The sequence below is a fragment of the Acrocarpospora macrocephala genome, assembly GCF_009687865.1.
Taxonomy (GTDB): Bacteria; Actinomycetota; Actinomycetes; order Streptosporangiales; family Streptosporangiaceae; genus Acrocarpospora; species Acrocarpospora macrocephala.
Genome location: NZ_BLAE01000055.1, coordinates 50,277 through 70,224 on the forward strand (window position 1 = coordinate 50,277; position 19,948 = coordinate 70,224).

Consider the following 19,948-nt stretch of genomic DNA (forward strand, 5'->3'; position numbering starts at 1 on the left):
AGCGTGAGCCTTACTTCCACGGAACGTGACAGACTGGCGTGTGAGGAGGCCTTATGATGCGCACGATCGCTGAAAAGGATGAGACCGAACGTCAATATTCGGAGTCCGATCTCAGGCCCCTGCTGGACACGCTGACCGTGTGGCGTGACGGCGACTTCCGGCGTCGAGTGCCGCATACGCCTCCTGGGATTCTGAGCGAGATCCGGCTGCTGCTCAACGAGGTGGCCGACCGCCGCGAGCATCTGGCCAACGAACTGGGCCGGGTCCGCCGCGAGGTGGTCAAGGAGGGCAGGTTCGGCGAGCGGCTCACCCCAGGCCCCGGTTTCGGGTCGTGGGCGGAGAGCGTCGAATCGGTGAACGATCTGATCGATGCCCTGGTCACGCCGGTGACCGGCGCCGCCGATGTGATCGACGCGGTCGCCAAGGGCGATCTCAACCGGCGCATCGACCTGGACCGGACGGCCCGCGGCGAGGTGCGGCGGCTGGGCAAGGCCATCAACGGCATGGTCGACCAGCTGGCCCTGTTCACCTCCGAGGTGACCCGGGTGACCCGGGACGTGGGCACCGAGGGCAAGCTGGGCGGCCGGGCCAACCTGCGTGGCATGTCGGGTTCGTGGCGGGATCTGACCGACGCCGTGAACACCATGTCCGGCCGGGTCTCCGCGCAGGTCCGCGACATCGCCGTGGTGACCACCGCGGTGGCCCGCGGCGACTTGTCACGGAAAGTCACCGTGGACGCGGTCGGTGAGATGTTCGAGCTGAAGAACACCGTGAACACGATGGTGGACCAGCTGTCCGCGTTCGCCGAGGAGGTGACGCGGGTCGCCCGCGAGGTCGGCACCGAAGGCCAGCTCGGCGGCCAGGCCCAGGTCCGGGGGGTATCGGGGGTCTGGAAGGACCTCACCGACAACGTCAACTTCATGGCCAACAACCTGACCTCCCAGGTCCGCCAGATCGCCGCCGTCTCCACCGCCGTCGCCCAGGGCAACCTCTCCAAGAAGATCACCGTCGACGCGCAGGGCGAGATCCTGGAACTCAAGGACACGCTCAACACGATGGTGGACCAACTTTCCGCGTTCGCCGACGAGGTCACCCGCGTCGCCCGCGAGGTCGGCACCGAGGGACGTCTCGGCGGGCGCGCCGAAGTGAAGGGCGTGTCGGGCGTCTGGAAGGACCTCACCGACAACGTCAACTCGATGGCGAAGAACCTGACCTACCAGGTCCGCAACATCGCCCAGGTCACCACGGCCGTCGCCAACGGCGACCTCACCCGCAAGATAGACGTGGACGCCCAAGGCGAGATCCTGGAACTCAAGTCGACCATGAACACGATGGTGGACCAGCTCTCCTCCTTCGCCGACGAGGTCACCCGCGTCGCCCGCGAGGTCGGCACCGAAGGCCGCCTCGGCGGCCAGGCCCAGGTCCGCGGCGTGTCGGGGGTCTGGAAGGACCTCACCGACAACGTCAACTTCATGGCCAACAACCTGACCTCCCAGGTCCGCCAGATCGCCGCCGTCTCCACCGCCGTCGCCCAAGGAAACCTGTCCAAGAAGATCACCGTCGACGCGCAGGGCGAGATCCTCCAGCTGAAGGACACCATGAACACGATGGTGGACCAGCTGTCCGCGTTCGCCGACGAGGTCACCCGCGTCGCCCGCGAGGTCGGCACCGAAGGCCGCCTCGGCGGCCAGGCCCGGGTGCCCGGCGTGTCCGGCGTCTGGAAGGACCTCACCGACAACGTCAACTCGATGGCCACCAACCTGACCTACCAGGTCCGCAACATCGGCGAGGTGACCACGGCGGTCGCCAACGGCGACCTCACCCGCAAGATCGACGTGGACGCCCAGGGCGAGATCCTGGTCCTCAAGACCACCATCAACACCATGGTCGACCAGCTCTCCTCCTTCGCCTCCGAAGTCACCCGCGTCGCCCGCGAGGTCGGCTCGGAAGGCCAGCTGGGCGGTCAGGCCCGGGTGGAAGGCGTCGAAGGCACCTGGAAGCGCCTCACCGAGAGCGTCAACGAGCTGGCCGGCAACCTCACCACCCAGGTGCGCGCCATCGCCGAGGTGACCAGCGCGGTCGCCCGCGGCGACCTGACCCGCTCCATCACCGTGGACGCGCCCGGCGAGATCGCCCAGCTCAAGGACAACATCAACACGATGGTGTCCACCCTGGTCGACACCACCAACACCAACCAGGACCAGGACTGGCTCAAGTCCAACCTGGCCCGCATCTCCCGCCTCATGCAGGGCCACCGCGACCTGATCGAGGTGACCCGCCTGATCATGAGCGAGCTGACCCCGCTGGTCTCGGCCAGCCACGGCGCCTGCTACCTGGTGGTCGACGGCGAGCTCACCCTGATCGCCGGGTACGGCATCCAGCCCGGCTCCGCCCCCCGGCAGCGCTTCGCGCTCGGCGAGGGCATCGTCGGCCAAGCCGCGCTGGAGACCCAGCAGATCATCCTGGAGAACGTCCCCGCCGACTACATCACCATCGAGACCGGCCTCAGCAAGGCCAACCCCGCCCAGATCGTGGTCTTGCCCATCCTGTTCGAGAACCAGGTGCTCGGCGTGCTGGAGATGGCCTCCTTCACCCACTTCAGCGAGATCCACCTGGACTTCCTGGCGCAGCTGGTGGAGACCATCGGGGTCACCATAAACACGATCATCGCCAACTCGCGTACCGAGGATCTGCTGAAGGAGTCGCAGCGGCTGGCCACCGAGCTGCAGGAGCGCTCCGACGAGCTGCAGCGCCAGCAGGAGGAGCTGCGCAGGTCCAACGCCGAACTGGAGGACAAGGCGGCGCTGCTGGCCAAGCAGAACCGGGCCATCGAGATCCAGAACTTCCAGATCGAGCAGGCCAGGCGGACCCTGGAGGAGCGGGCCGAGCAGCTGGCCGTCTCCAGCCGCTACAAGTCCGAGTTCCTCGCCAACATGTCGCACGAGCTGCGCACCCCGCTGAACAGCCTGCTGGTGCTGGCCAAGCTGCTCACCGAGAACGCCGAGGGCAACCTGACCCCGCAGCAGGTGGAGTTCGCCCGCACCATCCACGGCGCGGGCTCCGCGCTGCTCCAGCTGATCAACGACATCCTCGACCTGTCCAAGGTGGAGGCCGGCCGGATGGACATCCACCCGCAGCAGCTGTCGCTGCCCACGCTGGTGGACTACATGGAGGCCACGTTCGCGCCGCTGGCCCAGGACAAGGGCCTGTCCTTCACCGTCGACGTCGACCCGAGCGTGCCGAACGAGCTGCGCACCGACGAGCAGCGCATGCAGCAGGTGCTGCGCAACCTGCTCTCCAACGCGGTCAAGTTCACCCCGAAGGGCGAGGTACGCCTGCAGGTGTCACACGCGCCCGACTCGGTGGATTATGTCGACGAGACGCTCCGCAGCTCCGACAAGATCCTCGCGTTCGCGGTGGTGGACACCGGCATCGGCATCGCCCCCGACAAGCTCGAAGTGATCTTCGAGGCGTTCCGCCAGGCCGACGGCACCACCAGCCGGAAGTACGGCGGCACCGGCCTTGGCCTCTCGATCTGCCGGGAGATAGCCCGCCTGCTCGGCGGCGAGATCCACGTCGACAGCGTCCCCGGCGAGGGCAGCACGTTCACCCTCTACCTGCCCTTGTCGTACGCGGGACCGCTGGCCGCCAGGGACGGCGGCGCCGCCACCATCGCCTCCTACGCCGCGGAACGCCGGGACCGCATGCTCCTGGCCGACTACCAGGCCGACAGCGACGACGTGCTGCCGGACATCCCGCTCCCGACCGACCTGCCGGAACCCCGCCGGGTCACCGAGATCGACCTCGCCTCCGGCCGCGACTGGCAGGGCGAGGACCCGCTCACCGGCGCCAAGATCCTGATAGTGGACGACGACATCCGCAACGTGTTCGCGCTGACCAGCGTCCTGGAGCGGCACGGCTCCATCGTCGTGTACGGCGAGAACGGCCGCGAGGGCATCGAACAGCTCGAACGCAACGAGGACGTGGCCCTGGTCCTGATGGACATCATGATGCCGGAGATGGACGGCTGGGCCACCACCTCGGCCATCCGCCGCATGCCGCAGTTCGCCGACCTGCCGATCATCGCGCTGACCGCCAAGGTGATGCGCGGCGACCGGGAGAAGAGCATCGCCTCCGGGGCGTCCGACTACGTGCCCAAGCCGGTGGACGTGGACCGGCTGCTCGAACGGCTGCGCGGCTGGCTGCTGCGCGGAACCACGGCGGAGGGAAGCTGATGCCCGACCGCGCGAAGATCCTCATGGTCGACGACCGGGAGGAGAACCTGATCGCGCTGGAGGCGATCCTCAGCTCGCTCGACCTGGTCCCGGTCCGGGCCCGCTCCGGCGAGGAGGCGCTGAAGGCGCTGCTCGGCACCGAGTTCGCGCTGATCCTGCTGGACGTGCGCATGCCCGGCATGGATGGCTTCGAGACGGCCGCCCACATCAAACGCCGGGAGCGCACCCGCAACATCCCGATCATCTTCCTGACGGTCGTCGACAGCGCCCCCGACTACGCCTTCCGCGGCTACGCGGCCGGCGCGGTGGACTACCTGACCAAACCGTTCGACCCGTGGGTGCTCCGCGCCAAGGTCGCGGTCTTCGTCGAGCTCTACAACATGACCCAGCGCCTCACCGAGCAGGCCGCCCTGCTCCGCGAACGCCTGGCCGCCGAACTCCCCAACGGCAACGCCGACCAGCCCTCGGTCCTGCCCGAACTCTCCCGCCGTCTCACCGCCGCCGAGAACGAACTCACCCGCGTACGGGAAGCCGCCCGCAAATCCGGCGACAGCTCCCTGACCAGCCCCCTGGCCGACCTCGCCCAGCGGCTGGCCCACCTCCGCGCGGGCTTCGACGCGCTGTCCTGACGTTCCTCAGGTCATGGCCGCGTGGCGAAGGGGACGGATCGGGCAGGCAGGCGCATGCCCCGGCCCGTCCACAGCTCGCGCATGCGGTCCGGATAGTCGGTGACGATCCCGGCGACGCCGAGGTCGATGAGGCTCGCGGCCTCTTCTGGGTCGTTGACCGTCCAGGCCACGACCGGCAGGCCGCGCAGGGCGGCGCTGGTCATCAGCGGCAGGTCGATCAGCACGCGGTCGGGTGAGAGGGCGGTCGCGCCGACGGCTTCGGCGGCGGCGGGGATGTCGTCGGCGACGTCGCGGACCTCGAAGCCCGCGAGCCAGGCGGGGTCGATGGTGTCGGCTTCGATCAGCGCGAAGCGGTGCGGGACCGCGTCGCGGGCGGCCTGCAGGATGCGCCAGTCGAAGCTGAGGATCGCCGAGGTCTGGACGCGGTTGTGGCGAGCCAGCTCCGCCAGGACCAGGTCGGTGAAAAGCTGGTGGTCGGGGGATAGGTCCGGGCGGGTGGGGTCGGATTTCAGCTCCACGTGCAGCCGGACCTGGTCCGCGCCGTACGCCCCGACCAGGGCGAGCACCGCGCCGAGGGTGGGCATCCGGGTGTCGGGGATCGGGACCTGGGTGGCCGCGAAGGGATCGTTGGCCTTCTTCGGCCGCCGGACACCGGCGTCCAGTGTCCGGATCTGATATTGGGTGAGGCTTTTGACGGGTTTGCCGACGTAGGGGAACATCGCGTCCCCCGGCGTGAACGCGGTGGTGTCCGCGCTGGTCAGGGCCGAGATCGTCAGGTCGTGGCTGAGGATGAGCTGGCGGTCGGCCGTCAGCGTGACGTCGAACTCCAGCGCGTCGACGCCGAGCTCCAGCGCGAACGCCAGCCCTGGCAGCGTGTTCTCGGGGCGCAGACCCCGCGCGCCCCGATGGCCATGCAACTCAACATGTCCGTACACACCCGCGAACCCTACCTGGTCAACCCCGGGGGTCCGCGGACGCCACTCGCTACACGAGAGATCTGATCTGGAGGGTCTGGTCGCGGCCCGGGCCGACGCCGATCGCGGAGATGGGGGCGCCGCTCATCTCCTCCAGGGCCCGCACGTACGACTGGGCGTTCGGCGGGAGGTCGTCGAAGGTCTTGGCGCTGGAGATGTCCTCCTGCCAGCCGGGGAGCTCCTCGTAGACGGGCGTGGCGTGGTGGAACTCGGTCTGGGTGGTCGGGATCTCGTCGTGACGGGTGCCGTCCACGTCGTAGCCGACGCAGACCGGGATCCGCTCCAGGCCGGAGAGCACGTCCAGCTTGGTGAGGAAGAAGTCGGTGACGCCGTTGATGCGGGTGGCGTAGCGGGCGATGACGGCGTCGAACCAGCCGCAGCGGCGGTTGCGGCCGGTGGTGGTGCCGTACTCATGGCCGGTCTTGCGGAGCCACTCGCCCTGGTCGTCGAGGAGTTCGGTCGGGAACGGGCCTGAACCCACCCGCGTGGTGTACGCCTTCAGGATGCCGATCACCCGGGTCAGCCGGGTCGGCGGGATGCCCGAACCCGCGCAGGCGCCGCCGCTGGTGGGCGAGCTGGACGTGACGAACGGGTAGGTGCCGTGGTCGATGTCCAGGAGCGTGCCCTGGCCGCCTTCGAGGAGCACGAACTTGCCCTCGTCGAGGGCCTTGCAGAGCACCAGCGAGGTGTCGGCGATGTGCGGGCGCAGCCGCTCCGCGTAGCCGAGATACTCCTCCAGCACCGCCGCCGGATCCAGGCCCCGGCGGTTGTAGATCTTGGTGAGGATCTGGTTCTTGTCGTGCAGGGCGCCCTCGATCTTCTTCTGCAGGATGCCCGGGTCGAGCAGGTCCTGTACCCGGATCCCCATCCGGTTGATCTTGTCGCTGTAGGCGGGGCCGATGCCCCGGCCGGTGGTCCCGATCTTCGCCTTGCCCAGGTAGCGCTCGGTGACCTTGTCCAGCGCCTTGTGGTGAGGCATGATCAGGTGCGCGCTGGCCGAGATCAGCAGCCGATCGCAGTTGATCCCCCGCTGCGCCAGCCCGTCGATCTCCCCGAGCAGCACGCCCGGGTCGATCACGACACCGTTCCCGATCACCGGGATCACCTCGGGCGAGAGCACTCCCGTCGGGAGCAGGTGCAGCGCATATTTCTGATCGCCGATGACGACCGTATGCCCCGCGTTGTTGCCCCCCTGGTAGCGAACCACATAGTCGACCTCACCCCCCAGGAGGTCGGTGGCCTTTCCCTTGCCCTCATCGCCCCACTGGGCACCCACGAGAACGACAGCCGGCATGTTCAAACTCCCACGCACAAAAGCCAAGCCCCTGACGCAATAGCTATCAGGGGCTCTTGCAACCTGAGAGTACCTGAAATCGTCCACCTGTCCGGCTCGGCAGGCATACGACCAACGGTCAAGGATTACCCGAAGCGGGCTGAGGGGGTGATGCGGGGGTTCTCCCAGTCAGGACGCCAATGCGTCTGCGGCGGCGGGGCTGCTGTCGCGGAGGAACTGGTTGCAGCGTTCGGCTTCGTCTTTCTCGCCGATGGCCTGGGCGGCGCGGGCGAGGGCGTTGAGGCAGCGGAGGAAGCCGCGGTTGGGTTCGTGTTCCCAGGGGATGGGGCCGTGGCCCTTCCAGCCGGCGCGGCGGAGTTGGTCGAGGCCGCGGTGGTAGCCGGTTCTGGCGAAGGCGTAGGAGGTGACCGCGTGGCCCTTGGCGAAGTAGTCGTCCGCCAGGGTCGCCCAGGCTGCCGAGTACGCGGGGAAGCGGGCGGCGACGTCGGCGGCCTTGTAGCCGGTCTCGATCATCTCCCGGGCTTCCTGGTGGTCGGGCAGCAGGGTGGGCGGTGGGCCGGCGAGCAGGTTCTCGTTCAGTTCCATCGGCGAAGCGACTCCCGTCCTGGGGCGAGGATTCACGTTAGACATACCTACCTGATGCATGCCGACCGTAATCATTTATACAAAATTCAGCGAAGGGCCCTAACCCCGGCCACGGGATTAGGGCCCTCGGCGAGTTGCTCTACGGGAGCTTCGTGCCGGCGGACTTGAGGTCCTGGCAGGCCTGGGCGACCCGGGACGCCATGCCCGCCTCGGCCGACTTGCCGTAGGCGCGCGGGTCGTAGGCCTTCTTGTTGCCGACCTCGCCGTCCACCTTGAGCACGCCGTCGTAGTTGCGGAACATGTGATCGGCGACCGGACGGGTGAACGCGTACTGCGTGTCGGTGTCGATGTTCATCTTGACCACGCCGTACGAGATGGCCTCGTGGATCTCTTCCAGCAGCGAGCCGGAGCCGCCGTGGAAGACCAGGTCGAACGGCTTGTCCTGGCCGAACTTGGCGCCCACCGCGTCCTGCAGCTCCTTGAGCACGGACGGGCGCAGCTTGACCGCGCCGGGCTTGTAGACGCCGTGCACGTTGCCGAACGTGGCGGCCAGCAGGTAGCGCCCGCGCTCGCCCAGGCCGACCGCCTCAGCGGTGGCGATGGCGTCCGCGGCCGTGGTGTACAGCTTCTCGTTGATCTCGTGGGCGACGCCGTCCTCCTCGCCGCCGACGACGCCGATCTCCATCTCCATGACCACGCGAGCCGCCGCGCACTTCTCGATCAGCTCGGCCGCGATCTCCAGGTTCTCCTCCAGCGGCACGGCCGAGCCGTCCCACATGTGCGACTGGAACAGCGGCTCCTCGCCGCGCGCCACCCGCTCCCGGGAGATCTCGACCAGCGGGCGCATGAAGCCGTCCAGCTTGTCCTTCGGGCAGTGGTCGGTGTGCAGCGCCACGGTCACCGGGTATTTGGCCGCCACCACGCGCGCGTACTCGGCGAGCGCGACGGAACCGGTCACCATGTCCTTGATCGTGGTCCCGGACAGGAATTCGGCGCCACCGGTCGACACCTGGATGATGCCGTCACTTTCCGCCTCGGCGAAGCCGCGCAGCGCGGCGTTCAACGTCTGTGACGACGTCACGTTGATCGCCGGATAGGCGAAGCCACCCGCCTTGGCCCGGTCGAGCATCTCGGCGTAGACCTCTGGGGTCGCGATAGGCATCGGAAGTCAGCTCCCTGTTCACATCTGATTGGCCGTGTGCAAGTATTCCGAAACGCGGGCCGATGAGGGAAGCGTAGGGCTTCTACGCCGTTTGGCGTCGCCCGGGGTAGGCTCGTCCGCGATGGACGTCTCGAATCTTCTCAGCGCCGAATGGTGGATCGTCACGTTCGGCCTCATCGGCATTCTCACGATCATTTTCGCCGAGACCGGGCTGCTGATCGGTTTCTTCCTGCCCGGCGACTCGCTGCTGGTGGTGGCCGGGATGGGCGCCTCCGCGCAGGTGGCCAGCGCGGTCGGCCTCGACACCCCCTTCCCGCTGGGACTGCTGCTGGTCGGCGCGCCGGTGTGCGCCATCGCCGGCGCCCAGTTAGGCCACTACATCGGCGCCAAGGCGGGCCCCCGCCTGTTCGCGCGGCCGGAATCCAAGCTCTTCAAACAAGAGTACGTCGAGAAGGCCCAGCACTATTTCGAGAAGTTCGGACCGGAGAAGGCCGTGGTGCTCGCCCGGTTCATCCCGATCGTCCGGACGTTCCTCAACCCGGTGGCGGGCATGCTCGGCATGGACCGCAGGCGCTTCCTGCTGTGGAACATCGTCGGCGGCGTCCTCTGGACCGACGGCCTGCTGCTGTTCGGCTACTTCATCGGCAGCAGGATCCCCAACGTCGACCGCTACATCCTGCCCGGCGCCGCGGTGATCATCCTGCTCTCCATCATCCCGATCATCCGGGAAATCATGAAAAATCGGAAAGCGGCGGCCCCCGCGCCCGACCCCAAGGGCAAACACCACCGCGAGGCAGCCGGCAGCTGAGGATACCTTTTAGTACGGATTCACGCCCCGTGACCCGCTACCGTGTGAAACGTGGGACGCCACCGATCTGATCCCTTCGGAGCGGCCCGGCTGGTCATCGTCATCATGGTGGCGGTCGGGGTGCTGGGCCTGCTCGTGGTGGGCGTGCTCGCCCTGGTCAACCCCACGACCGAGGCCTCCTCGGTGCCCATCCGGGTGACGCCGTCCCCGACCCCCACGCCCGAGGCGGACACGAAGACCCCCACGCTGGAGATCGTCTGCGTCGCCGAGCGTTGCCCGGTGTTCGTGCGCGTTCCCGGCGGCGACATCCTGACCGACCAGGAACTGACGCAAGGGCAGCGCGTCCGCCACTTCGAGCCCGAGCTGGACGTGGTGCTCGACGACGCGGGGACCGTACAGGTGGAGGAGAACGGCAAGGCGCGCCCCCCGGGCGCCGCCGGGGAGCGGGAGGCCTTCGAGGTCAGGCGAGCCCCAGATCAGCCAAGCTGAAGACGGTCCGGTAGGGCAGGCCGGTCGCCGCCAGGCTCTCGTCGCCGCCCCGGTGCACGATCGTCGCGATGCCCGCCACGATCGCGCCCGCCTCCTGCAGCGCCGCCACGGCGGTGAGCACCGAACCGCCGGTCGTGGTGGTGTCCTCCACCGCCAGCACCCGCCGCCCGGTGACGTCCGGACCTTCGATGCGCCGCTGCAAGCCATGCGCCTTGCCCTCTTTGCGTACCACGAACGCGTCCAGGGTCTGCCCCCGGGCGGCGGCGGCGTGCAGCATCGCGGTGGCGACCGGGTCGGCCCCCAGCGTCAGGCCGCCGACGGCCTCGTAGCCGAGATCCTCGGTCAGGTCCAGCATGACCCGGCCCACCAGCGGGGCCGCCACCCCGTCCAGGGTGATCCGGCGCAGGTCCACGTACCAGTCGGCCTCCCGGCCCGAGGAGAGCACGACGCGGCCGTGCACGACCCCCTTGTTCTTGATCTGGTCCAGCAGTTTCTCGCGGTCGCTCATGGTGCTCAAGCGTAGGTCCGGGCCGCCGGCGCCGTTCCCGCCCCCTCCGCGGGAAGCCGGCGCCGGCGGCGTCTGAGGAAGCGTCAGCCGTACGGCGGACGCCAGGGTTACCGGCAGGCGGTGTGCCACGACCGCGGCGCTCAGCCCGCGCAGGGACCGGCGCAGCGCGGTCACCCGGACGGCGAGGCAGACCCGGATCAGCGCCGCCACCCGGCCGGGCGGGAGCAGCGCCAGCGTGTCCCCGCCGGGGAAGGTGGCGCGCACCAGCTCGGCGGCCCGCAGCAGGTCGGCGATCCGCACGAAAGGATCCGCCGCCGCGCCGAGAGAGACGACGACGAGCCGGTGGCTCGCGCCCGGACGCGGGCCACCGGCCGCCGCCTCCCGGTAGAGCTCGGCCAGCCTCGTACGCAGGTACGGCGGCGTGGCCAAACCCGACAGGGTGTCCACACAGGTCAGCTCGGCGATCGGGGCCAGGCTCGCCTCGGCCCACCCGGACGCGAAGGCGCACACGGCGGGCAGCGGCGGTTCGGCGTGGCCGAGCGCGGCGTAGAGCGCGGCCAGGTCGGTCAGTCCCTCCGCGACCCCGATCCCCGCCCTGGCCCGCGCTCCGCCCAGCGCCGCGCACGCCCGCTCCACGCTCTCGCCCCTGCGGAGAGCGCGGATCATCGCATCCACGGCGGGCACCCACCAATCAGCCGGAACAGCCCAGGCCACGCTGCCCGCCCGCCAAAGGGCCTCTATGCGTATGTCGGAAATCTCCGCACTTTTGCCGAGATTCCTTCGCTCAATCACGTCGAGTTCCCTTCCTGTCACAGGGAAAGACGGGACTTCGGTTTAGCGATGACGCGGGTTGCGGAATTATTTGCCAGGCAACCCCAGGTAATCGTGAGGTCACATTGAGTGTTGAAGTTCGTCAAAGCGACGCCGAGTTGCTCGACGCGATCCGTGGCGGCAACGCGTCCGCCTACGGCACGCTCTACGCGCGCCACGCCGCCGCCGCCCGCTCGCTGGCCAGGCAGCTGGTCCAGAGCGAGGCCGAGGTGGAGGACGTGGTCGCCGAGACCTTCACCAAGATCCTGGACCTGATCTCGCGGGGTGGCGGGCCGCAGGACGCGTTCCGCCCCTATCTGCTGACCAGCGTCCGCCGGATGAGCTACGACAGGACGGCAGCCGACCGGCACAACGTCACCACCGACGAGATCGAGCGGTTCGACCCCGGCGTGCCCTTCGTCGACCCGGCCCTGGCCGGTCTCGAGCGCTCGCTGGTGGCGCGGGCGTTCCTCTCCTTGCCGGAACGCTGGCGGATGGTGCTCTGGCACACCGAGGTGGAAAACGCCAAGGCCGCCGAAATCGCGCCGATGCTCGGCCTGTCCGCCAACGGGGTGGCCGCGCTGGCGTACCGGGCCAGGGAAGGGTTAAGACAGGCGTACCTGCAGATGCACCTGGCCACCGCGCCACGCCAGGCCTGCCGCCCGGTGCTCGGCAAGATGGGGTCGTACGTCCGGGGAGGTCTGGCCAAACGGGAAACCCGGGTGGTGGATGACCACGTCGGCGAATGCGCCGACTGCCGGGAGGTCTTCCTGGAGCTGACCGACGTCAACCAGGGCCTGCGCGTCATCATCGGCCCCCTGATCGTCGGTCCGGTGCTGGCGGGCTACCTGGCCGGGCTCGGCAAGGCCGGGACCGGCGTGCTGGGCAGCGTCGGCTGGTTCCGCCGGATGCCCAAGTCCCAGCAGGCCGCCGCCGCGGGAGCGGTCGCGGCGGCGGTGGCGGGGGCCGCGTTCCTGCTGGCCTCCGGCGAGGAACCGAGGCCGCCGAAGCCGGTGGCGCTCGCGCCGATCCCGTCGCCGCCCACCGTGGCCCCCGAGCCGGAGCCACCGGTCGAACGCCCCCGGCCCTCCCCGGTCCGCGCCGAGCCGACCCCGCAACCGCCGCCCACCAAACGCGTGACCCGGCCCGAACTGGTCGCCAGCATCGATCCGCTCGGCGCGCTGGTCCGCGACAAGCCCGGCATCGTCGGCATGCGCCTGCGCAACCACGGCAGCGGGCCGACCGAGGAGCTGACCGCCTCCATCCACCTGCCGCGCGGCGTCAGCGTGCTCGCCTCCGGCGGCGGCTACGGCAACGCGGTCGACCCCGCGGGGTCCGTCGACGGCTGGACGTGCCGCACGGACGACTCCATCCGGTGCGTACGGCAGGCGCTCCCCGCCGGGGAGACCACCGCCCTGTTCCTGCGCGTCCACGTGGCCGAGGACGCGCCCGAAGGAACCGGACCATCGCTCAGGATCCGGGCGGGGGACCTCAAACTCAAGGCCACCTCACCGGCGGGCGTGCGCTCGGCCGGAGCGGCGGCCAGGTTCGCCGCCGACGGCCGGGTGCTGACCCGGGTCGCGGGCAACACCCTGCTCAGCTGTCCCGCCGTGCAACCCGGCTGCGACGACGCCCGCCACCGCGAACCGGGACGGCGGGACAACGACCTGTGGTCGATGGTCCCGCTCGACCAGGACGACGACGCGGAGACGAGCGCCTCCAGCTGGCACAAGCTGGATCTCCCGGACGACGCCAAAGTCGTGTGGGCCGGGCTGTACTGGTCGGGGTCGGGCAGCCGGGCGCGCAAAGTGTTGTTGCGGGGTCCCGGCGAGAAGCAGTACACGGCGGTCCGGCCCGGGGACGTCACCAAGGCGGCCATGCCGATCGGGTCTGGGTATCAGGCGTTCGCTGACGTCACACGACTCGTGCGCGAAGGCGGCCGGTGGTGGGTCGCCGACGACTCGGTGGTCCCCGGCGTTTCCCGGCACGCGGGCTGGGCGCTGGTGGTGGTGGCCGCGCAGCGGCGGCAGCCGTACAGTCAGGCGGCCGTGCTGGACGCGGCCACAATGATCAAGGACGGCTCGCTCACCGTGCCCCTCAACGGACTCACCCCCACGGCCTCACCCGCCCGCCTTGACCTGGTCGTCTGGGACGGCGACGCCGACCTGACCGGGGACACCGTCAAGCTCGGCGACACCGCGCTGCGCCCCGACGGCGGCGACCGCGACCCCGCCAACGTCTTCGACGGCTCGACCACCGGAGACTGGAACACCTTCGGTCTCGACGTGGACACCTTCCATCCGGTCCTGGGCCAGGAACCGGTCCTGCGCATCGGCACCAAACGCGACGTGCTGCTCATCGGGGTGGCCGCGGTAAGCGTTCCCGCACGGTCGTAGGGGGAGGAAATGGCAGGACAAACTGGTACGGTCGGCGGTGGGCGCTCGGACATCAGGGCTGAATCGCCGGGATTCATCCACGCGCGTTCACCGGCATGATTACCCTGAGATGGCCACGTGAGGAAGGGCGGTGTCGCGTGGATCGCTGCGCGCTTTTCGTTGACGCTGGCTACCTGCTGGCGGATGGCGCGATGGCCGTGCATGGGACCCGCCATCGTGAGGCCGTCGCGTGGGACTATCCCGGCTTACTCCAGCTGCTCACCAGCCTGTCCAGGGAACGCACCGGGCTGCCGTTACTGCGCTGCTACTGGTACGAGGCCACGGTCGAAGGCCGCCGCACGCCGGAGCATGACGTGCTCGCCGACATTCCCGGCCTCAAACTCCGACTCGGCCGGATCCGGCCCGGGCGTCGCGAGGGTGTGGACGCCCAGGTGCACCGCGACCTGATGACGCTGGCCCGCAACAACGCGGTCGCCGACGCGGTCGTGGTCAGTGGCGACGAGGATCTCGCCCAGGTGGTCAGCGACGCGCAGGATCTTGGCATTCGGGTCACCGTCATCCACATCACCTCGGACGGCAGCTGGGCGGTCTCGCGGACGCTCCGCCAGGAGTGCGACGACCTCATCGAGATCGGCGGCGGCCACCTCCGGCCGTACGTGAATCTGGTCACCGGGGTCGACACCCAGGTCAACGGGAACGGCCAGCCCCGGAGCAACGGCGCGGCCAACGGCTCCACGCCGCCCAACGGAGCCCCTTCGCTGGCCCCCTTCCCGGCGCCGGCCCAGCCGCAGACACCCGCACCCGCGCCCGCGCCGCAGCCGAGCCAGCCGACCCCGCCCCCGTCGCATGCCCGGCCCGCGCCCGCCGCGCAACCGTCCTACAACTACCCACCGGAACCCCAGGCCGCGCCACCGCCGCCGCCCCCCGCGCCCACTCCGGTTCCGGCTCCCGTGGCTCAGACGCAGTACACCCCGCCGCCGGGAAACAGCATCACGCCGTACCGCGAATCCCCCACCGGGAGTCACAGCGCGCCCGGCAACAGCCTGACCCAGTACCGGGAAAGCAGCACCGGCAACCACAGCGCCCCGGGAAACGCGGTCGCCCAGTACCGCGACACCCCCAGCAGCGCGCCGGCCAACCCGGTCAACCACTACCGCGACACCAACACCGGCAGCTTCCCCGCCACCCAGCTAGGCCCCTACACCGGCCCTCAGCCGTCCCCCATCAACCACAGCGCCGGCACCACCACCCTCGCCGAAGCCGTCAAAGCCGCCCACAAAGAGGGCCACGACTTCGGCGACTCGATCGCCCGTGACGCCCCCGCCCTCTGGCTCGAAGCCGTCCTGGCCCGCAAACCCCGCATGCCCTCCGACCTAGAAGCCCGCCTCCTCCAGGGCTCCTCCCTCCCCATCGACTTCCTCCTCCACGACGAGGTCCGCCACGCCCTCCGCCGCGGCTTCTGGGACGCCCTAGAACGCGCCCGCCGCTAACCGGGATCCCGCGCCGGCGTCCCTTTGACAATCGGCCTGAATATGTGCCGAATTATGGGGATTTAGCGCCATTCCTGCGTGAAGTACTACCGCAACGTTCTGTTGTGCTGCCCCCACCGTCTCAAAGGCAGGCTACGCTTTGGTTTGCACTCTTTGAGCGCGTGTCCACAGAAATGAAACCGGTTCCCGCGGGATCGGTTCTCGATTCCATGGATACGCGAGCAAAGTGAGGTAATCGGTGGATAAGTCGCCCAAAGGGGATGGAACGCCGGAACCGGACTGCGAAAGCCCGGAACCGGAAGGCCCGGCTCCCGGTCGAGGTGATCACCGCCGCCGCTGGCTTCGTCGGGTGGTGCGGATCGGCACCGGTGCAACCGTGCTTATCAGGCTTTACATCACCATCCGCGACAGCTGGCCCGAGTAGCAGCTCGGGCCAGCTAGCGGCAAACCGCTGAAAGGCGGGGGTTCCGGACACAGCGCCAACTGACACCCGGGACCCTCGCCCAGTTGTGTCGTCACCTATTACATCGTGACGACTGAACATCGCGCTCTATATCTATATAGCTAGATGGTATTCGCTGATGAGTAAAGTCGTCCGTCTTACAAACGCGACCCTCGATGTGCTGGAAGCCCTCGCCGGTGACGGCAAGGTATATGGGCTCCAGATCTCCGCCAGGGTCAAACGTCCGACCGGGACGGTGTACCCGTTGCTGGCCCGGCTCGAATCCCTCGGTTGGCTGGAAGCCTCCTGGGAGTCGGACAGCCATCGCGGCCGCGGTCCCCGCCGCCGCTACTACCAGCTGACCTCGACCGGACGGGAAGAGGCCGAGGTCGCCCTGCGCCGCCGCGACCCGGCCGTCTCCCCGCTGGCGAGCGAGCCGCCCATCGTGGCCGCCTCGCCAGAACCCCGGCCGGGCAGCAAAGTCACGTCCGAGCAGGTCATCCGGGCCTTCGCCGCAGCGCTGCGCGCCCTCCGCGCCAGCGCGGGCACCCTTTCCCTGCGGGCGATCTCGTCCCGCGCCGGGTACAGCCCCGCGGCGATCTCCGACGCGCTGTCCGGCCGTAGCCTGCCGTCTCCGCAACTGGTGGTGGCGATCGTCCGCGCCTGCGGGGGTGACCAGCACGAATGGAGGCGCCGCCGGCTCCTCGCCGACCAGAGCATCCGGCACGCGACCTGGATCCCGCACTTGTACGAGGAGTTCTATCCGCTGGGGAGGGAGTGGATCATCAGGCGGGTCCGGCTCACCGGCCTGACTGCCGACGACGAAGCGGATATCGCCCAGGACGTGCTGCTGGCCGCCTACCAGCTGTGGCGCGATCTCTCTCTCGTCGCCGACCTGAGGGAGTGGGTGCGGTGTCTCACCGACCGGCTCACGGCGAAGACAACCAGCGCGCGGGACCGGCCGGTGCGCCTTGCCGAGGCGTACCAGTCGGACAGCCGGGACCACACCGACGTGGCGGAGACGGTCGTCGCCAGGATGAGCGCGATCGACCTGCTCAGCGGCCTTGATCTCCCGACGGCCCAGATGGCCTACCTGCGCGGCGCCGGGTACGAGCTGCGCGAGGTCGCGGAGATCCTGGAAACCTCACGCGCGGCCGTGGAGAACCGGCTGCGCGGGGCCCGGCGGAAGATCGGCGCCGGGACGGCGACCCAGGGCCGCGAGCAGTACACGGCGTATCTCCTGCATCTACGCGCTGAAGCGGGCACGCCACCCCTGCGCACGATCGCGGCGCAGATCCGCTACAGCCATACCTACATCGCCTCCGTGCTCTCCGGCGCGCAGATCCCGGCCTGGGAATTCACCGAACGTTTCGTCCAGGCGCTCGGGGGTTCGCTGGACACCGCGCGGCACGTATGGCTCAACGCGACCGCCCGCGACCCGCACCCCGCCGACGACTGGGTCAAGGCGGCGGTGCGCACCGGCGACATGTTCACCCTATGGAAGCTCGCCGACCGGTTCGAACGCCAGGGCCAGACCGAGCAGGCGGCCAGGGTCTGGCGGATCGCGGCCGAACTGGGCAACCCCGACGCCATGATCGTCATGGCCGAGCTGCTCGACCGCCAGGGCGACCTCGACGAGGCCGAACACTGGCTACGCCACGCGGTGGAAGCCGGCGCTCCGGAAGCCAAGCCGTTGCTCACCTGGCTGCTCGAACGAACCGGTCAGGTGGACGAAGCGCTCGACCTCTGGCGGCACGACACCAGCCCGGACGCGATCCACCGGCTGACCCGCATCCTCGAACGCGCGGGCCGCGTCGACGAAGCCCTGGCAGTCTGGCGGTGGACGGCCGATGGCCACAACAGCGCCACCCGCGAGCTGGCCGGCCTCCTCGACCGGCACGGCCGCACCAACGAGGCGATCCAGCTCTGGGAGACAGCCGCCGAAGCCGGCACCTTCTGGGCACTGCGCGAGATGGCAGCCTACATCCGCAGAATCAGGGAAGATCGCCCGGCCCGCGACCACCTACGCCAGATCCTCCGTTCCTGGCGCCCCGAGGCGCAACGGGAACTCGCCACCATCCTCTACCACATGGGCCAGGAGGACGAGGCGAACAACATCTGGCGCGGATCCATCCTCGCCGACACCCTGCCGCTGACGCCCGAGCCTGGTGAGGCGATAGCCCAGGAGACAGCCCAGACCACCGCCCAGCGCTATGCCCTGACCCAGGAGCAGATCGTCTCCCGCCTCATCCAGTCCCCCCAGCCGCGCGACTCCCTCATCAACCTCCACCCCTCCGAAACCCAGACGACCGACCTGATCGAAACCCTGATCGCCCACGGCGACGAACGTGAACTCCACTCCCTGGCCAACTCCGGCGACTACCGCGCCGCCCGCCGCCTCGCCGAACACCTGACCGACCAGGGCCGAACCGCCGAAGCGATCACCGTACTCAGCGCCCCCGCCGCATCCGGCAACTCAGACGCCGCTTGGCGCCTAGCCCAACTCCTCGCCAACGACGGCAAACTCAACGAACTCCGCACCATGGCCGACAACGGCAGCGACTACGCCGGCTGGCTCCTGGTAACAAAACTCACCGACGCGGAAGACTGGCCCCAACTCCGCCTCCTAGCCAAAGCCAAGGGCCCCTACACTCCGTACGCCACCGAACAACTGACCGCCCGGGAACAAGAGATCAGCACGAACTCACCCGCCGAACTGCCCGACAGCTCAACGACGTAATCAACGATCACGGGCACGTCCTCCTGCAGATCCAGGACGAAGTGCTTGACGGCTTCTACCTCCGATCGGGGGTCTCGGGCGAGACCCTCGCGGAATTGGTGGCAGGTGTTGAAGCGATCAAGCACTTCGTGCTTGGCGTCCCAGACGATGTGGAGATTGTCGTCGAATACGAGTTCAGAGCCAGCCGTTGCGGCGGAAGGCGCGGTGGAGCAGGGTGCAGGCGATGATCATGACGGATAGGACGGCGGGGTAGCCCCAGACCTCGTGGGTTTCTGGCATGTGGTCGAAGTTCATGCCGTAGATGCCGGCGATCATGGTGGGGACGGCGAGGATGGCGACCCAGGAGGAGATCTTGCGCATGTCCTCGTTGGCCAGGGCGTTGGTGCGGGCCAGGGCCGCCTGCAGGATGGAGTCGGAGAGTTCGTTGGAGGACTGCACCTGCTCGCAGACGCGGGAGAGGTGGTCGCCGACGTCGCGGAAGTATTCGCGCATCTCTGACGGGATCATGCGGCGCTGCGGGAGGGCGTTGAAGGGCGCCAGCAGCGGGGCGACGGCGCGCTTGAGTTCCAGCATCTCGCGCTTGAGCTGGTAGATGCGGTTGATGTCGCGGGAGCTGACCTCGGCGAAGACGGCGGCTTCGACGTCTTCGAGTTCGGCCTGCATCTGGTCGGCGACGTAGAGGTACTTGTCGACGACGTAGTCGGCGATGGCGTGCAGCACGCCGGTGGGGCCGCGGTTGAGGAGCTTGGGCTTGTCCTCGAGCTTCTCGCGGACGTCGGCGAGCGGGCTGTGCGCGCCGTGCCGGACGGTGACGACGAAGTCGGGGCCGACGAAGACCATGATCTCGCCGGTGGCGATGATCTCGCTGCTCGCGGACTTGGCTTCGGGGTCGACGAAGGCGACCGTCTTGAGCACCACGAAGAGGGAGTCGCCGTAGCGCTCGACCTTGGGGCGCTGGTGGGCCTTGATGGCGTCTTCGACGGCGAGCGGGTGCAGGCCGAAGGTCTCCGCCAGCCACTCGACCTCGGGGGCGTCGGGCTCGTAGAGGCCGACCCACACGTAGGCGGTGGGCTGGGGGCTGTCGTGGTTGTGCTCGCGGACGAGCCGCACCGCGTCGGCGATGTCGCCGGCGGCGACCTTCTTGCCTGCGACGTACGCACCGAATTCGATCAGCGAACTGATCGAGCTCGCGCGGGGAAACTTCTTCTCGGGCAGCGACGCGTCAGTACGCACGACAGCACGGGTGATTCGCGGGAAAAGCATGGAGGAGCGCATGGCGGTCCCTTCCCGCCCGACTCAGCACGTTCCACGCGAAAAACGTAGTCACCCCTTGGAGGGCGTGGACATGCTCTCGGGCACCTGATTGGAATGGTCGGGTTTGCGCAC

At 68.9% G+C, this 19,948-nt stretch carries 13 protein-coding genes; 7 read left to right on the forward strand and 6 right to left on the reverse strand.

Annotated features, from left to right (window positions below):
* Positions 1–53: 53 nt before the first annotated feature.
* Together Amac_RS38635 and Amac_RS38640 are read left to right on the forward strand one after the other, a co-directional pair.
* On the forward strand, positions 54–4,235 hold the full coding sequence (locus Amac_RS38635) for a HAMP domain-containing protein (protein WP_155359381.1): 4,182 nt from the start codon (positions 54–56) through the stop codon (positions 4,233–4,235).
* On the forward strand, positions 4,235–4,864 hold the full coding sequence (locus tag Amac_RS38640) for a response regulator (protein WP_155359382.1): 630 nt from the start codon (positions 4,235–4,237) through the stop codon (positions 4,862–4,864). Before Amac_RS38635 ends, Amac_RS38640 begins: the two co-directional genes overlap by 1 nt.
* 11 nt (positions 4,865–4,875) lie before the next feature.
* Here Amac_RS38640 and Amac_RS38645 read toward each other — a convergent pair whose 3' ends face one another.
* The 4 genes from Amac_RS38645 to fbaA form a co-directional block, all read right to left on the reverse strand.
* Positions 4,876–5,799, reverse strand: coding sequence for a glycerophosphodiester phosphodiesterase family protein (locus Amac_RS38645; RefSeq protein ID WP_155359383.1), 924 nt, complete (start codon positions 5,797–5,799; stop codon positions 4,876–4,878).
* A gap of 49 nt (positions 5,800–5,848) precedes the next feature.
* Positions 5,849–7,132 (reverse strand): adenylosuccinate synthase, encoded by a 1,284-nt coding sequence (locus tag Amac_RS38650; protein ID WP_155359384.1) that lies wholly within the window; start codon positions 7,130–7,132, stop codon positions 5,849–5,851.
* A gap of 168 nt (positions 7,133–7,300) precedes the next feature.
* The gene (locus Amac_RS38655) at positions 7,301–7,717 is read right to left on the reverse strand and encodes a DUF3151 domain-containing protein (RefSeq protein ID WP_155359385.1); all 417 of its coding nucleotides are present in this window, start codon (positions 7,715–7,717) and stop codon (positions 7,301–7,303) included.
* A gap of 139 nt (positions 7,718–7,856) precedes the next feature.
* Positions 7,857–8,879 (reverse strand): class II fructose-bisphosphate aldolase, encoded by a 1,023-nt coding sequence (gene fbaA / locus Amac_RS38660; protein WP_155359386.1) that lies wholly within the window; start codon positions 8,877–8,879, stop codon positions 7,857–7,859.
* A gap of 121 nt (positions 8,880–9,000) precedes the next feature.
* Between fbaA and Amac_RS38665 the strand changes: the two genes are divergently transcribed.
* Both Amac_RS38665 and Amac_RS38670 read left to right on the forward strand, forming a co-directional pair.
* Positions 9,001–9,687: a DedA family protein gene (locus Amac_RS38665; RefSeq protein WP_155359387.1), complete on the forward strand. Its 687-nt coding sequence runs from the start codon at positions 9,001–9,003 to the stop codon at positions 9,685–9,687.
* A gap of 51 nt (positions 9,688–9,738) precedes the next feature.
* Positions 9,739–10,176 (forward strand): hypothetical protein, encoded by a 438-nt coding sequence (locus Amac_RS38670; protein WP_155359388.1) that lies wholly within the window; start codon positions 9,739–9,741, stop codon positions 10,174–10,176.
* Here Amac_RS38670 and pyrE read toward each other — a convergent pair.
* Positions 10,148–10,684, reverse strand: a complete 537-nt coding sequence (gene pyrE, locus Amac_RS38675; RefSeq protein ID WP_155359389.1) for an orotate phosphoribosyltransferase — start codon at positions 10,682–10,684, stop codon at positions 10,148–10,150. The genes Amac_RS38670 and pyrE overlap by 29 nt on opposite strands.
* A gap of 896 nt (positions 10,685–11,580) precedes the next feature.
* On the opposite strand from pyrE, the gene Amac_RS38680 reads away from it, so the two are divergent.
* The 3 genes from Amac_RS38680 to Amac_RS55540 all read left to right on the forward strand — a co-directional run bounded on the left by Amac_RS38680 (position 11,581) and on the right by Amac_RS55540 (position 18,562).
* Positions 11,581–13,890, forward strand: a complete 2,310-nt coding sequence (locus Amac_RS38680; RefSeq protein ID WP_170322874.1) for a sigma-70 family RNA polymerase sigma factor — start codon at positions 11,581–11,583, stop codon at positions 13,888–13,890.
* Positions 13,891–14,027: 137 nt separating this feature from the next.
* On the forward strand, positions 14,028–15,380 hold the full coding sequence (locus tag Amac_RS38685) for an NYN domain-containing protein (RefSeq protein WP_170322875.1): 1,353 nt from the start codon (positions 14,028–14,030) through the stop codon (positions 15,378–15,380).
* A gap of 581 nt (positions 15,381–15,961) precedes the next feature.
* The gene (locus Amac_RS55540; RefSeq protein WP_155359392.1) at positions 15,962–18,562 is read left to right on the forward strand and encodes a helix-turn-helix domain-containing protein; all 2,601 of its coding nucleotides are present in this window, start codon (positions 15,962–15,964) and stop codon (positions 18,560–18,562) included.
* A 174-nt stretch (positions 18,563–18,736) separates the two neighbouring features.
* On the opposite strand, the gene Amac_RS38695 is transcribed toward Amac_RS55540, so the two are convergent.
* The gene (locus Amac_RS38695; protein ID WP_246268995.1) at positions 18,737–19,795 is read right to left on the reverse strand and encodes a magnesium and cobalt transport protein CorA; all 1,059 of its coding nucleotides are present in this window, start codon (positions 19,793–19,795) and stop codon (positions 18,737–18,739) included.
* Positions 19,796–19,948 lie beyond the last annotated feature (153 nt).

Excerpts from the sequence above, each read along its gene's own strand:
- Amac_RS38650 (WP_155359384.1), bottom strand. The coding sequence starts at position 7,132 with ATGCCGGCTGTCGTTCTCGTGGGTGCCCAGTGGGGCGATGAGGGCAAG.
- Amac_RS38635 (WP_155359381.1), top strand. The coding sequence starts at position 54 with ATGATGCGCACGATCGCTGAAAAGGATGAGACCGAACGTCAATATTCG.
- Amac_RS38655 (WP_155359385.1), bottom strand. The coding sequence starts at position 7,717 with ATGGAACTGAACGAGAACCTGCTCGCCGGCCCACCGCCCACCCTGCTG.
- Amac_RS38665 (WP_155359387.1), top strand. The coding sequence starts at position 9,001 with ATGGACGTCTCGAATCTTCTCAGCGCCGAATGGTGGATCGTCACGTTC.
- pyrE (WP_155359389.1), bottom strand. The coding sequence starts at position 10,684 with ATGAGCGACCGCGAGAAACTGCTGGACCAGATCAAGAACAAGGGGGTC.
- Amac_RS38640 (WP_155359382.1), top strand. The coding sequence starts at position 4,235 with ATGCCCGACCGCGCGAAGATCCTCATGGTCGACGACCGGGAGGAGAAC.
- fbaA (WP_155359386.1), bottom strand. The coding sequence starts at position 8,879 with ATGCCTATCGCGACCCCAGAGGTCTACGCCGAGATGCTCGACCGGGCC.
- Amac_RS55540 (WP_155359392.1), top strand. The coding sequence starts at position 15,962 with ATGAGTAAAGTCGTCCGTCTTACAAACGCGACCCTCGATGTGCTGGAA.